Here is a 12,415-nt window from a genome sequence, read left to right as displayed (position 1 = left end):
TCACGACCCCGGACACGACCGCGACCCGAGTTCGTCGACCCGCGTCTCGCCGCGATAGACGTCGATGTCGACCGCCGAAACAGTGACGGACCGGATCGGACCGTCCTCGTCGTCAACGAACCCTGACGCGCGCTCGCAGAGGTGCGCGAGCAGCGGGTCGACGCGGTCCGGGTCGGGGTCGTCCGCGAGCAGCGTGAGGAGCTTGCGCCAGCGCGCGGTGGGGTACGCGCGAGCGTCGGAGGGGGGACGGTCGCGCGCGACGCGGTCGCCGTAGAGGGCGTCGATCCGGTCGCCGTCGGCGGTCGTCGCGGTCGCCAGCACGAGCGCGTCGGTCGAGGGCGGGTTCGGCGCGAACATGTCCCAGCCGCCCTCGGTCGGGTCCGACACCGACGCGACCGCCTCGGGCGTCTCGACGAACCCGAGCGCCATCCCGTTCCACGCGACGAGCGCGACGAGGAGGCCCGCGGCGACGACCGGGACCGCGGCCGCGCCCCACCGGCGGACGGCCCGGATCGGCCCGGCTCCGATCGGTGAGGTCGCCGACTCCGCGGGGGCGAATCGACCGACTGCGGTGCGCCGAAGCCGGCCTGCCGCGGGGGCGACCGCGCGTTCGACTCGATCCCAGACGAACGGGGGGAAGAACGGCAGCAGCGCGGTCGCGGAGATCGCCGAGAAGACGCCGATCTGGAGCGCGAACGCCATCGAGAGGTGCGCCGCGAGGAGCGTCCCCGCGAGCGCCGCCCGGACCCGACCGGCCGCCGCGATCAGCAGCGGCGAGGCGACGAGCAGCGCGAGCCAGCCGTAGGTGGCCGCCGAGAGCAGGGGCGACCACTCGGGGACGAGTCCGCCGAGCGGGCCGTGGAGGTAGGTGAGTCGGAAGACGCGCTCGACCGCCTCGCCCGCGGGCCACGCCGTCCCGCGGAGCTTCTCGACCGCGTTGGAGACGTACACCACGACCACGAGGCACAAGAGGAGCGCCGAGGCGGGACCGGCGACGCGGTCGGGTCCTCCTTCGCTCGGCGAACCCGCTGGTTCGACGCCGCGGTGCCGGACCGCGTCGACCGACCAGCGAGCGCCGAGCGGACACAGCAGTCCGGCGCCGAGCAGGTAGAGGAGGAGGGTGTCCCCGCCGTTGAGGACGAAGGGGTTCCGCGCCTGAAGCGACGCGAGCAGGACGAAGGAGACCGCGGCCGCGACGCGGGTCCGGTAGCCGAGCGCGAGCGCGGCGGCGGCGACGGCCGCGAGGAGGAACAGCGCCCCGACGACCCACGCGTCGCCGGAAACGGCGTGAAGCGAGAGGCGGGCGCCGAGCGGGTACGCGTCGGCGAGCGTCGAGCGCGGGAGGACGCCCGCGTCGGTGTAGAAGGCGGTCAGATTCCGCGCGCGGAGCGCGAGGTCCGCGAGGAGGACGACCCCGAGCGCGATCCGGAACGCGGCGAGCGCGCGCGGGTCGATCCCGAGCCGAGACCGGAGCGCGGCGCGAGCCCGAGGGAGAACGCCGGCGGCGTCGGCGGTCGTCACGATGCGCTCGGATCGCCCGCCGGCGGGAATAGGTCTTGCGGCGGCGCGGCGTCGAGCGCGCGGAGACCGACCGGCTCCCCGCGGTCGCCGCCGGCTTCCGGGCGCTTATGTGGCCGCCGCGGGAGCCTCCGGTATGCGAGTCATCGTCCACGGCGGCGCCGGCGGCGCCCCCGACGACCCGGAGCCGAGACAGGCGGTCCTCGACGAAGCGGCCGCGCGCGGCGCGGAGGGCGCGACGCCGCTCGACGCGGTGGAGTCCGCGGTCGGCGTCCTCGAGTCCGATCCGCGGTTCAACGCGGGCGTCGGCGGGGCGGTCCAGTCCGACGGCGTCGTCCGCACCGACGCGGGCGTGATGACCTCGGACCGCGAGGTCGGCGCGGCCTGCTCGATGCCCGGCGTCGAACACGCGGCGAGCGTCGCTCGCGTCGTTCGCTCGGAGACGCCGCACATTTTCGTCTCGGGCGAGCACGCGGTCGACCTCGCGGCGGAGTTCGGGGTCGAGACCGGCGTCGACCTGCTCACCGACGAGACGCGGGAGCGCTACGAGGCGGAGGACCCGACGCGGGGCGGTCCCCGCGAACACCTCGACTGGCTCGCCTCGCGGTTCGGCTCGGGCGACGACCAGGCGGGCGGGGAATCCGAAAGCGACGCTCCTGACCACGACACGGTCGGCGCGGTGGCGACGGACGGCGAGACGTTCGCAGCGGTGACCTCCACCGGCGGCCGGTCGTTCGCGCTCGCCGGGCGCGTCGGCGACGTGCCGCAGGTCGGATCGGGGTTCTTCTGTACCGAGGCGGGCGGCGCGAGCGCGACGGGCGCCGGAGAGGACATCGCGCGCGTGACGCTCTCGCGACGGGCCGTGAGGCACCTCGAAGACGGTGTCGGCGCCCAGCAGGCGGCGGACCGCGCGATCGACGAGTTCGCGGAGATCACCGGATCTGGCGCGGGCGTGATCGTCCTCGGCGGCGAGGAGGCCGGGAGCGCGTTCAACACGGACGGGATGCAGACGAGCGTCGTTCGCGGCGAGTGAGTCGGCCGACCCTCCTGAGAGTCTCAGCCGCTCCTCGCGGGGCGCTCAGCCGGCCCTCGGCGCGGTCGTCCCGAGCGTCAGCGCCGCGTCGACGACGACGATGACGGCGAGGACGGCTCCGGCGGCGAAGGTGACGAGCCCGCCGAGGAGGACCCCCGGATCGCCGACCCATCGGACAGCGACCGTCGCGGCGGCGACGAGCAGGCACGGAACGGCGAAGGCAGCGAGCGCGACGTCCGCCGGAGTCGGGTTCGCGACCCCGCGAGCGGCGGTCGCGAGCGCGAGCGCGGACGGAAGGCCGACCAACAGGAGCGACTCGACAGACGGTCCGGCGTCGGGAATCGCGGCGGCGAGCGGCGCGAGCCGATCCGCGACGGCGACCGCGAGCGCGGCGAAAAGCGGCGACACCGCGTCGAGGAGTCCGATCAGCGCGGCGGCGACGACGAGAACTATCGAGGCGAGCGCGACCGAGAGGGCGGCGGTGAGGTCTGCGGGGTCCATGCGAGGAGCACTCACCCAGAACTCACATTAATCCATCGCGTCTCGGGGGCCGACCGCGGGGGGCAAGAGGGAACGGACCGCGGAGTCGAGAGGGGACGGACCGCAGGGGGCGAAAGGGAACGGACCGCGGAGGCGAGGATACAAACCCGACCGCCGCCTTGCGCCGGTATGGTAACCTTCCTCGCCGGGGGGACGGGCACGCCGAAGCTCCTCGACGGCGCGGCCCGGGTGTTCGAGTCGGCCGAGACCGCGGTCGTCGCCAACACCGGCGACGACGTCGAGCTCGGCGGCCACCTCGTCTGCCCGGACGTCGACACCGTGCTGTTCGCGGGCAGCGGCGTCCTCGACCGCGAGACGTGGTGGGGGATCGACGGCGACACGACCGCGACCCACGAGGAGCTGCGCCGGCTCGCCGAGGAGGTCGGACTCGGGACCGCCCCGCGATATCTCGACGACGACGCGCAGACCGCGGGCCGCGAGATCGCCCGCTGGCGGCGCTTCTCTGGGGTCGGGGAGTTCATGGAGATCGGCGACCGCGACCGGGCGGTCCACCTCACGCGCACGGGCCTGCTCGACGAGGGGCACACGCTGACGGAGGCGATTCGGACCCTCGCGGACGCGTTCGAACTCGACGTCGACCTCCTCCCGATGTCCGACGACCCGGTCGCGACGCTGATCCACACCGAGGGCGGCGAGGCGCTCCACTTCCAGGAGTACTGGGTCGCGCGCCGCGGCGAGCCGGCCGTCGCCGACGTGGAGTTCCGGGGCGCCGCCGACGCCGAGCCGACCGACGCCGTGTTGGCTGCGCTCGCGGATCCGGTCGTGATCGGTCCCTCGAACCCCGTGACGAGCCTCGGGCCGATGCTGGCGCTCCCCGGATTCGAGCGCGCGCTCCGGGAGACGCCCGTGGTCGCCGTCTCGCCGTTCGTCGGCGACGAGGTGTTCTCCGGGCCGGCCGCGGACCTGATGGAGGGAGTCGGACGCGACCCCTCCACCGCGGGCGTGGCCGAGTCCTATCCCTTCGCGGACGCGTTCGTCCTCGACGACGCGGACCCGACGGAACTCGACCGCCACGTCGAGCGCACCGACACGCGGATCGACGACGCCGACGACGCGGAGCGCGTCGCCCGGGCCTGCGAGCGCGCGCTGGCGGCGGTCGACGACGACGCGGCGGCCGCGCGGCCGCCGCGGGAGGGCGCGGGGTGAATCGGAGCGCAGACGGGAGCGAAGCGCCCGCGGGCGACGCTCCGTTCCTCGTCGCCGCGAGCCTCAGCGGCGCCGCGGACGCCGAGTGGGCCCGCGCCGCGGCCGAGCACGTCGACGTCGCAATCCTCGGGGGCGTCGCGCTCGACCCGGCCAGCCGCGCCGCCGCCCGCGACCTCGTCGCCCGCGGGCGCGAGGAGTTCCTCCCGGCCGATCCGGTCGCGTTCGTCGCCGACCAGCTGGACGCGCTCGCGGACGCGCCGGTCCGACCCGGGATCAACGTCCGGAGCGCGACGCCGGAGGCGATCCGCGAGGTCGCCGAGGTCTGTGCCGACCGCGACGCGGTCTGCGAGGTCAACGCTCACTGCCGACAGCCGGAACTACGCGCGGTCGGCTGCGGGGAGTCCCTCCTCCGCGACCCGGACCGCCTCGCGAGCTACGTCGCCGCGGCGGCCGAGGCGGGCGCGACGACGAGCGTGAAGGGCCGCGCGGAGGTCCCCGGCGTCGACCTCGTCGCGGTCGCGGAGACCGCCGCGGCGGCCGGCGCGGACTGGCTCCACGTCGACGCGATGGACTCGGAGGCGGTGATCGCCGACATCGCGGCGGCCGTCGACGCGGCGCCCGCGAGCGGCGACGCGGGCGATCTCACCGACCTGACGATCGTCGCCAACAACGGCGTCCGGGGCCGGGAGACGGTCGCCGAGTACGCGGAACACGGCGCGGACGCGGTGAGCGTCGGGCGACCGACCGAGGACCCGCCGGTCCTCGCGCGCGTCGCGGACGCGATCGAGGAGTGGCGGATGGGAGCGCTGAGAGACCGCGACGGCGATGAAGTGGATCCCGAGCCGGAGGCGAAACCGTGAGCCGCGACGAGCGAGGGGAGGCGAACGCGGTCGGCGCGAGCGACGCCGTCGCGACCGATCCGGTCGACGACGCGACGCTCGCGCTTCTGGTGGAGGTCGCCGGCACGCCGAAGCCGGGGAACGTCGACCGCCGCCGCGACCTCGACGACCTGCGGTTCGAGTCGTTCCTCGGGGGCGCCGTCGGCGCCCGGGCGGGACTCGAACTGGCGGCGGAGACGGCCGCGGACGGGAACTCTGCGGACGGGAACCCCGCGGTCGGCGACGCCTTCGAACGCGCCGTCTCCGGGATGGCCTCGCGCGCCGGCACGAACACGCAGTTCGGCTGTCTGCTGCTGTTGGTCCCGCTGGTGCGGACGGCCGCCGATCCCGACCGCGAACTCGCTCCCGCCGGCGTCGACGCGGTGTGTCGGGCGACGACGGTCGACGACGCGGTCGCGTTCTACCGCGCGTTCGAGTCCGTCGACGTCGCGGTCGACGACCCGCCGCCGGGCGCGGACGCCCTCGACGTGCGACGCGGGAGCGACGCCGAGCCCGCGCTCCGCGACCGCGAGACGACCCTGGGCGACGTGCTGGCGCTGTCCGCGGCGCCGGCCGATTCGTCGGAGTCGGCCGCCTCCGCGAACGCGACCGGTTCGGCCGAACCGGACCGCGTCCCCGATCGAAACGCCGCGGAGTGGACCGAGGGCTTTCCGCGGACGTTCCGCGCGGCCGAGTGGATCCTGACCGACGAGGGACCGCTCGCGGACCGGGCCGCACGGGCGTTCCTGGGACTGCTCGCGGCAGAGCCGGACACCCTCGTCGCGTCGACGCGGGGGACCGAGACGGCCCGCGAGGCGAGCGCTCGGGCGAGAGAGATTCTGGAACCGGACGAGGGGGACGCGGCCGGACCCGTCGGGGACATCGACGCGATCGACGCGGACACCGTCCACGACGCCGACCTCGACGCCGCGGAGTCGCTGGCGGATGCGTTCGTCGCCGAAGGGGTAAACCCCGGGACGACCGCCGACCTCACCTGCGCGGCGCTGTTCGTCGCGCTCCGGCGCGGCGCGGAGGTGGCGCCGTGACCTCGGACCCTCCCGACGACGGAACCGCGGAGCGGACCGACCGGACCGACCCCGCATGCGTCGCACCCGACGGCTGGCCGGTGCCGCTCCGGGGCGTCACCGAGTCCGTCGTGACGACTCGCGGTCCGAACGACCGGTGGAACGTCGCGGCGCTGGGGCTTCACGCGCCGGACGACCCCGAGGGACCGGTCACCGCGCGCACCTACGGGCGAACCCGCACGTGGCGGAACTTCGCCGAGCGCGCGGGCGGCGTGGTCCAGTTCACCGTCGACCCACGGACGTTCGTGGACGCGGCGCTCACGGTTCGGGAGGTCGACGAACCGGTCCTGCCGAGCGCCGACGCGTGGGTCGAGGTGCGCGCCGAGGAGGTCGCGGCCGAGACAGAGGGGGACACCACGATTCGGACGTGGGAGCTGTCGCCGGTCGAGTGGGAGGTCGTGACCGAGCGCGTGCCGACGGTGAACCGGGGGTTCGGCGCGGTCGTCGACGCCACGGTGGCCGCCTCGCGACTGGACGTGCCGGCGTTCGACGCCGGGGAGCTGCTGGTGCGGCTGGAGTACTTCGCCGACGTGGTCGAGCGCTGCGGCGGGCCGGCCGAGCGCGAGGCGTTCGCGCGGATCGACGAGGCGACCGGCTGGCGGGAGCGCGACCGGTCCTGAGGGGCCGCCGCCGGATCTCGGCCGGGCCCGAGCCGCCGGGACCGCGCCTCGCGGCCGCTCGCGGCGGAACGAACCCTTTTAGTTCGGGCCGCCGGTACCGCTCGGTATGGCCATCAAACCCAAGTACATCAAACAGCTCGGGAACGCCCTGCTGGAGCGGTATCCCGACTCGTTCAACACCGACTTCGAGACGAACAAGGAGAGCGTCACGGCCCTGACGACCGTCGAGTCGAAGGGCGTCCGCAACCGGATCGCCGGCTACGTCACCCAGAAGAAGGCGCAGGCGGCACAGCACGCCTAACCGCTCGGATTCGAATCGGCGCTGGTTCTGCTGACCGCCGCGACCGCCCGACACGTTAAGTCCGGAGCCGCGGCCATCCCGCTTCGATGGACGCGCTCGTGCGGCCGGTGGTCGACCCGACGTTCGCCGCGGGCGCGCTCGCGTTCCTGCTCGGCGGGATCGCGCTCGGGACCGCGAGCGGGCTGGTCCCCGGACTCCACGCCAACAACTTCGCGCTGCTTCTGGCCGGGTTCGCCCCGTCGGTGCCGGCGGACCCGCTGTTCGTCGGCGTCGCGATGCTCGGCGCCGGCGTCGTCCACTCGTTCCTCGACATCGTCCCCGCGCTCGCGCTCGGCGTGCCGGACGCCGCGACGGCGGTCGCCGCGCTCCCGGGTCACCGGTTGGTGATCGCGGGGCGCGGCCGGGAGGCGGTCCGCCTCTCCGCGGTCGGCTCCGGGCTGGCGGTCGCGCTCGCGGTCCCGCTGGCGGTGCCGATCACCTGGCTCATGGTTCGGTGGTACCCCACGCTGCGGGCGCACCTGCCGCTGCTGCTCGGGGGCGTCGTCGCCCTGCTCGTGCTCACGGAGTCGTCGCGGCGGGCCGCCGTCGGCGGGCTGGTCGCGTTCCTCGCGAGCGCCGCGCTCGGGTTCGCGACGCTCGACGCCGACCCCGCGGCGCCGCTGTCGACCGGCGGCGTCCTCGCGCCGCTGTTCGCCGGGCTGTTCGGCGTCCCGGTCCTCGTCGACGCGCTCGGCGGCGATGGCGTCCCGCCACAGGCCGACCCGCGGATCGCGATGGACGCCCGCGACCTCGGGACGAGCGCGGGCGCCGGCTCGCTCGCCGGCGCGGTGGTAGGGTACGTGCCGGGCGTGTCGGCCGCCATCGCCGCCGTGGCCGCGATGCCCGCGGTGCCGCGCGCGTCGGCCGACCGCGGGTTCGTCGTGGCGACGAGCGGCGCGAGCACGGCGAACACGGTGTTCGCGCTGTTCGCGCTGGTCGCGCTCGGGACGCCGCGCACGGGCGTGACCGTCGCGATCGATCGGGCCGGCGTCCCGTTCGCGCTGCCGATACTGCTCGTCGCGGCCGCGACCGCCGCGTGCTTCGGGTTCGCGCTGGTCGTGCTGCTCGGCGACCCGTACCTTCGGATCGTCGGCAACGCCGACTACACCCGACTGTCGCTCGGCGTGTTGGGGCTGCTCGCGCTCCTCTCGTACGCGTTCGCCGGGGGGTTCGGCGTCGGCGTCCTCCTCGTCGCCGGCGCGTTGGGACTCGTCCCGCCGCGGGTCGGCGCGCGGCGCGTCCACCTGATGGGCGTGCTGATCGGACCGCTGATCGTCTGGTGAACGGAGGCCGCGGTGCCGCCGCCGACGGCCGGTCGCTCGCCCGCCGAGCGGTGCGGTATCGGGGCGCACGGGTCGTCCCGGCGGAAAGAACAACGGTTAAAAGTCGCGGCCGGTGAGTACGTGTATGAGCCAGAGCGACTCTCAAGGTACCCCGCAGTGCGTCTCCTGTGGGATCCAGGTGTCCGGCATGAACGCCGCGCAGTTCTCCTGTCCGGACTGCGGCGCCACTATCTACCGGTGTTCGAAGTGCCGGAAGCAGAGCAATCTCTACGAGTGCCACGACTGCGGGTTCCGGGGGCCGTAAGATGGGCGACGTCGCCGCCAAGATCAAGGTCATGCCGAACAGCCCCGACGTCGACCTCGACGACCTCCAGGACCGCCTCGAAGCGGTCCTCCCCGAGGGCGCGAAGATCCGCGGCTTCGAGCGCGACGACGTCGCGTTCGGGCTGGTCGCGCTCCTCCCGACGGTCATCGTTCCCGACGGCGCGGGCGGCACGGAGGCCGTCGAGGAGGCGTTCTCCCAGGTCGAAGCGGTCGAGTCCGTCGCGGTCGAGAACGTCGGTCGCCTGTAAGGCGTCGAGCTACCCACCGCGTCGCCGACGGCGACGCTCGCGGTCCGATTTTGCGGTTTCGTTCGTCTCGGAGAGCGGCCGCGCTGCGGCCCGCGGTGAGACTGTGTAAGGATCGACCGTATCGGCTGAGCGCGTCGGCTACCGGCCGGACTCGTAGAACTCCTCGCGGTAGACGCGCCCGAAGGCGTTGCGCCGGAGGGTGCTGGCGGCCGCGTCCGGCTCCTCTTGGTACGTCGCTGCGATCACGGTGTCCGCGAAGGGGACCGGGTGCCAGACGACGTTGTCGACGTTGTCGGAACCGATCCGCACCACGTCCTCGTCGTCGAACTCGCTGTCCGCGAGCCACGCGTCGAACTCGCCGTCCTCGCCGACGTGGACCGCGAGCAGCTCGGCGAACGTCGCGTCGCGGGCGGTCCGGATCACCTCGGGGGTGACGCGATCGTCGTACTCGTCGGCGTCGAACGACATCGCCTTCGTGGCCTCGCGGACGACCACCTGCGCGACCGGACCGACCTCCTCGTACCGTTCGAGCGCCTCGGCCCGCGTCTCGGGTGCGAACGTGCCTCTGGTCTCCATACCCGGGATTGTCTGGGGTCGGGGAAGGGCGTTCCGCTACGCGTCGCGGTCGGGATCGTCCGCTTCGGAGTCGGAGTCCTCGTCGCGGTCGGCGTCGTCGGCTTCCGGAGCGGCGTCGTCGCCTTCGGGACCGGCGTCGTCCCCGACCGCCTGCCGGGTCAGCTCGCGCGCCTCGCGGAGCGCCTCCGCGACGGCCGGGTCGTCGACCGCGTCGGGGTCCGGGACGCCGGCTCCGGTGGAAGACTCCGAGTCGGCGCCGTGGGCGTGATCGTGGCCGTGGCCAGCGCCGCCGTGGTCGTGGCCCGAGGACGTCCCTCCCGACCCCATCCCGACGTCCGGGCGCCCGCGGGCGACGGTGTCCTCGAACACCTCGTTATACTCGGCGTCGTCGGCGTGGGGCGTCACCTCGGCCGCGAGTTCCGCAGGTTCCCGGTCGCTCCAGTCGGGGACGCGGTCGTCGAGCCACGCCTCGTGGTCGTCGCCGTGAAGCATCGCCGTGAACGCGAGGTGGTGCGCGAGGTGTTCGCCGTCGCGCTGCGGGGTGTCGCAGACGGGGCACGCGTATCCCATGTTGGACGCGGGTTCGGCCGTGAGGCGTAAAGCCGCGTCGAAGGTGGATCACTCGAGATCGGTGGTTCGGCCGGAACTGCTTCCTCCGCGGAGGACACCTCCAAAGCCCCAGTCGCGAGGGCTCGGTGCGCTCGCTGCGCTCCTCGTTCGTTCGCTTCGCTCACTCACTGCGGTGCTTACGTCGCGCGCCTTCGCCCTCGCGACTGCCCCTTTGAGTCCACCCCGCACCGCACAGCAACCGCGCCTCACGCCTCCCCAGCCTCGTCAGTCGCCCTCGCTCCGCTTCGGGCGACTGACTCCCTCGCGCGTGCTGACTCGCGACCGCCTCCGGCGGCCGCTCGCAGGCACGCGCCACCGCACCGCATTGGGGGACCAAATGGTTCCTCGTCGGCTCGCTCGCGGACGTCTCTCGCGGCTATAACAGCAACTTTATCACTCGCACGGGGCGAAATTCGCACAAGACTACTCCGTTAGGAGGTCCAACAGTGACTGAAGCCAACACACAACCGGAGGTGAACATCGGTCTCGTCGGTCACGTCGACCACGGGAAGACCACGCTGGTACAGGCGTTGTCCGGCTCGTGGACCGACCAGCACAGCGAGGAGATGAAACGCGGTATCTCGATACGGCTGGGGTACGCGGACGCGACGTTCCGCCGCTGTCCCGGCGTCGACGAGCCGGAGTGTTACACCGTCGACGAGGAGTGCGAGGACGGCTCCGCGAGCGAGCCGGTCCGGACGGTGTCGTTCGTCGACGCGCCGGGCCACGAGACGCTGATGGCGACGATGCTCTCGGGCGCCTCGATCATGGACGGGGCGGTCCTCGTCGTGAGCGCGACCGAGGACGTCCCGCAGGCCCAGACGGAAGAGCACCTGATGGCGCTCGATCTCATCGGGATCGAGAACATCGTCATCGCGCAGAACAAGGTCGACCTCGTCGACCGCGACCGCGCCGTCGACAACTACCAGCAGATTCAGGAGTTCGTCGAGGGGACCGTCGCGGAGGACGCGCCGATCGTCCCCGTCTCGGCCCAACAGGAGGTCAACCTCGATCTCCTCATCGACGCCGTCGAGTCCGAGATCCCGACCCCGGAGCGCGACCCGGACGAGAGCGCCCGGATGTACGCGGCGCGCTCGTTCGACATCAACCGCCCGGGCGCGACCGCGGAGGACCTCAAGGGCGGCGTCGTCGGCGGCTCGCTGGTCCGCGGCGAGCTGTCGGTCGGCGACGGCCTGGAGATCCGCCCGGGCCGCGAGGTCGAGGAGGGGGGACAGACCGAGTGGCGCCCCCTCGAAACGTCCGTTCGGTCGCTTCAGGCCGGCAGCCACGACGTCGAGACCGCCCGTCCCGGCGGCCTCCTCGGCGTCGGCACCGGACTCGACCCCAGTCTGACGAAGGGCGACGCCCTCGCCGGACAGGTCGCCGGCGAGCCGGGGACGCTCCCGCCGACCCGCGAGGAGTTCGAGATGAAAGTCGACCTCCTCGACCGCGTCGTCGGCAAGGAGGACGACGAGAGCGGCGAGAGCGACATCGAGGAGATCAGCACCGGCGAGCCGCTGATGCTCACGGTCGGCACGGCGACGACGGTCGGCGCCGTGACGAGCGCGCGCGACGGCGAGTGCGAGGTGAGCCTCAAGCGGCCCGTCTGCGCCGAGGAGGGCGCCCAGATCGCGATCAACCGACGCGTCGGCGCGCGCTGGCGCCTCATCGGCGTCGGGACGCTCGCGTAGCGTGGCCGACGACGCCCGCGCGGACGGCCCGGAGTCGACCTCCGCGGGCGACGCGGAGCCGACCCCCGCGGGCGACGCCCGCAGCGGAGATCTCGCGGGGAACGGTCCGGACGGCGCTCCGGTCGTCGCGCTCGACGCGAGTGCCCTGATGGCGCCGGTCGAAGCGGACCTGCGGCTGTTCGAGGAGCTGGATCGGCTCCTCGGCGGCTACGAGACCGTGGTGCCGGCGGCGGTGGTCGCGGAGCTGGACGGCCTCCAGGGCGGGAACGGCGCGGAGGCGACCGCCGCGAGCGTCGGCGCGGACCTCGCGGAGCGGGCGGAGGCGGTGGAGACGGACGAATCGTACGCCGACGACGCGCTCGTCGCCCTGGCCGCGGCCGGCCGGGTCGACGCCGTCGTCACGGTCGACGGACCCCTCGCGAACCGGGTGCTGGAGGCGGGCGCACCAGTAATCGGTTTAAGGGGTCGGAACACACTGGCGATAACGGAACCATAGCGGCCGC

The 12,415-nt window shown here is 73.7% G+C and carries 15 protein-coding genes; 11 read left to right on the top strand and 4 right to left on the bottom strand.

Features of this window, described 5'->3' with window-relative positions:
* On the bottom strand, positions 1-1,521 hold the full coding sequence (locus J2744_RS05905) for an HTTM domain-containing protein (protein WP_209545654.1): 1,521 nt from the start codon (positions 1,519-1,521) through the stop codon (positions 1-3).
* A 133-nt stretch (positions 1,522-1,654) separates the two neighbouring features.
* On the opposite strand from J2744_RS05905, the gene J2744_RS05900 reads away from it, so the two are divergent.
* The gene (locus tag J2744_RS05900; protein WP_209545647.1) at positions 1,655-2,551 is read left to right on the top strand and encodes an isoaspartyl peptidase/L-asparaginase; all 897 of its coding nucleotides are present in this window, start codon (positions 1,655-1,657) and stop codon (positions 2,549-2,551) included.
* 45 nt (positions 2,552-2,596) lie between these two features.
* Here the strand turns inward: J2744_RS05900 and J2744_RS05895 are convergent, their stop codons facing one another.
* Positions 2,597-3,052 carry a hypothetical protein gene (locus J2744_RS05895; RefSeq protein ID WP_209545645.1) on the bottom strand — a complete coding sequence of 152 codons (456 nt, stop codon included), beginning with the start codon at positions 3,050-3,052 and terminating at the stop codon, positions 2,597-2,599.
* Positions 3,053-3,220: 168 nt separating this feature from the next.
* Here J2744_RS05895 and cofD point away from each other — a divergent pair, with 168 nt between their 5' ends.
* From cofD to J2744_RS05855, 8 genes are all read left to right on the top strand, one after another.
* A complete protein-coding gene (gene cofD, locus J2744_RS05890) occupies positions 3,221-4,258 on the top strand; it encodes a 2-phospho-L-lactate transferase (protein WP_209545644.1) in 1,038 nt (345 codons plus the stop codon).
* On the top strand, positions 4,255-5,118 hold the full coding sequence (locus tag J2744_RS05885) for a tRNA-dihydrouridine synthase (RefSeq protein WP_209545642.1): 864 nt from the start codon (positions 4,255-4,257) through the stop codon (positions 5,116-5,118). The genes cofD and J2744_RS05885 overlap by 4 nt, the downstream gene beginning before the upstream one ends.
* On the top strand, positions 5,115-6,182 hold the full coding sequence (locus J2744_RS05880) for a triphosphoribosyl-dephospho-CoA synthase (RefSeq protein ID WP_209545640.1): 1,068 nt from the start codon (positions 5,115-5,117) through the stop codon (positions 6,180-6,182). Before J2744_RS05885 ends, J2744_RS05880 begins: the two co-directional genes overlap by 4 nt.
* Positions 6,179-6,841, top strand: a complete 663-nt coding sequence (locus J2744_RS05875) for a DUF447 domain-containing protein (protein WP_209545638.1) — start codon at positions 6,179-6,181, stop codon at positions 6,839-6,841. The genes J2744_RS05880 and J2744_RS05875 overlap by 4 nt, the downstream gene beginning before the upstream one ends.
* Positions 6,842-6,947: 106 nt before the next feature.
* A complete protein-coding gene (locus J2744_RS05870; RefSeq protein ID WP_209545637.1) occupies positions 6,948-7,142 on the top strand; it encodes a 30S ribosomal protein S17e in 195 nt (64 codons plus the stop codon).
* Positions 7,143-7,228: 86 nt separating this feature from the next.
* Positions 7,229-8,464 carry a tripartite tricarboxylate transporter permease gene (locus J2744_RS05865; protein WP_209545636.1) on the top strand — a complete coding sequence of 412 codons (1,236 nt, stop codon included), beginning with the start codon at positions 7,229-7,231 and terminating at the stop codon, positions 8,462-8,464.
* Between the two features lie 124 nt (positions 8,465-8,588).
* The gene (locus J2744_RS05860) at positions 8,589-8,768 is read left to right on the top strand and encodes an HVO_2753 family zinc finger protein (RefSeq protein WP_128909087.1); all 180 of its coding nucleotides are present in this window, start codon (positions 8,589-8,591) and stop codon (positions 8,766-8,768) included.
* Position 8,769: 1 nt separating this feature from the next.
* A complete protein-coding gene (locus J2744_RS05855; protein ID WP_209545629.1) occupies positions 8,770-9,036 on the top strand; it encodes an elongation factor 1-beta in 267 nt (88 codons plus the stop codon).
* 138 nt (positions 9,037-9,174) lie between these two features.
* Here J2744_RS05855 and J2744_RS05850 read toward each other — a convergent pair whose 3' ends face one another.
* Both J2744_RS05850 and J2744_RS05845 read right to left on the bottom strand, forming a co-directional pair.
* A complete protein-coding gene (locus J2744_RS05850) occupies positions 9,175-9,612 on the bottom strand; it encodes a DUF5809 family protein (RefSeq protein ID WP_209545625.1) in 438 nt (145 codons plus the stop codon).
* A 36-nt stretch (positions 9,613-9,648) separates the two neighbouring features.
* Positions 9,649-10,182, bottom strand: a complete 534-nt coding sequence (locus J2744_RS05845) for a DUF5810 domain-containing protein (RefSeq protein WP_209545624.1) — start codon at positions 10,180-10,182, stop codon at positions 9,649-9,651.
* 485 nt (positions 10,183-10,667) lie between these two features.
* Here J2744_RS05845 and J2744_RS05840 point away from each other — a divergent pair, with 485 nt between their 5' ends.
* Positions 10,668-11,912, top strand: coding sequence for a translation initiation factor IF-2 subunit gamma (locus tag J2744_RS05840; RefSeq protein ID WP_209545622.1), 1,245 nt, complete (start codon positions 10,668-10,670; stop codon positions 11,910-11,912).
* Between the two features lies 1 nt (position 11,913).
* On the top strand, positions 11,914-12,408 hold the full coding sequence (locus tag J2744_RS05835; RefSeq protein WP_209545620.1) for a PIN domain-containing protein: 495 nt from the start codon (positions 11,914-11,916) through the stop codon (positions 12,406-12,408).
* The last annotated feature ends 7 nt before the right edge of the window (positions 12,409-12,415 follow it).

Source organism: Halorubrum trapanicum (assembly GCF_017873555.1).
In the GTDB taxonomy this organism is placed as follows: domain Archaea; phylum Halobacteriota; class Halobacteria; order Halobacteriales; family Haloferacaceae; genus Halorubrum; species Halorubrum trapanicum.
Note: the sequence above shows the minus strand (reverse complement) of the source record. Positions and strands in the feature narration are given on the sequence as shown.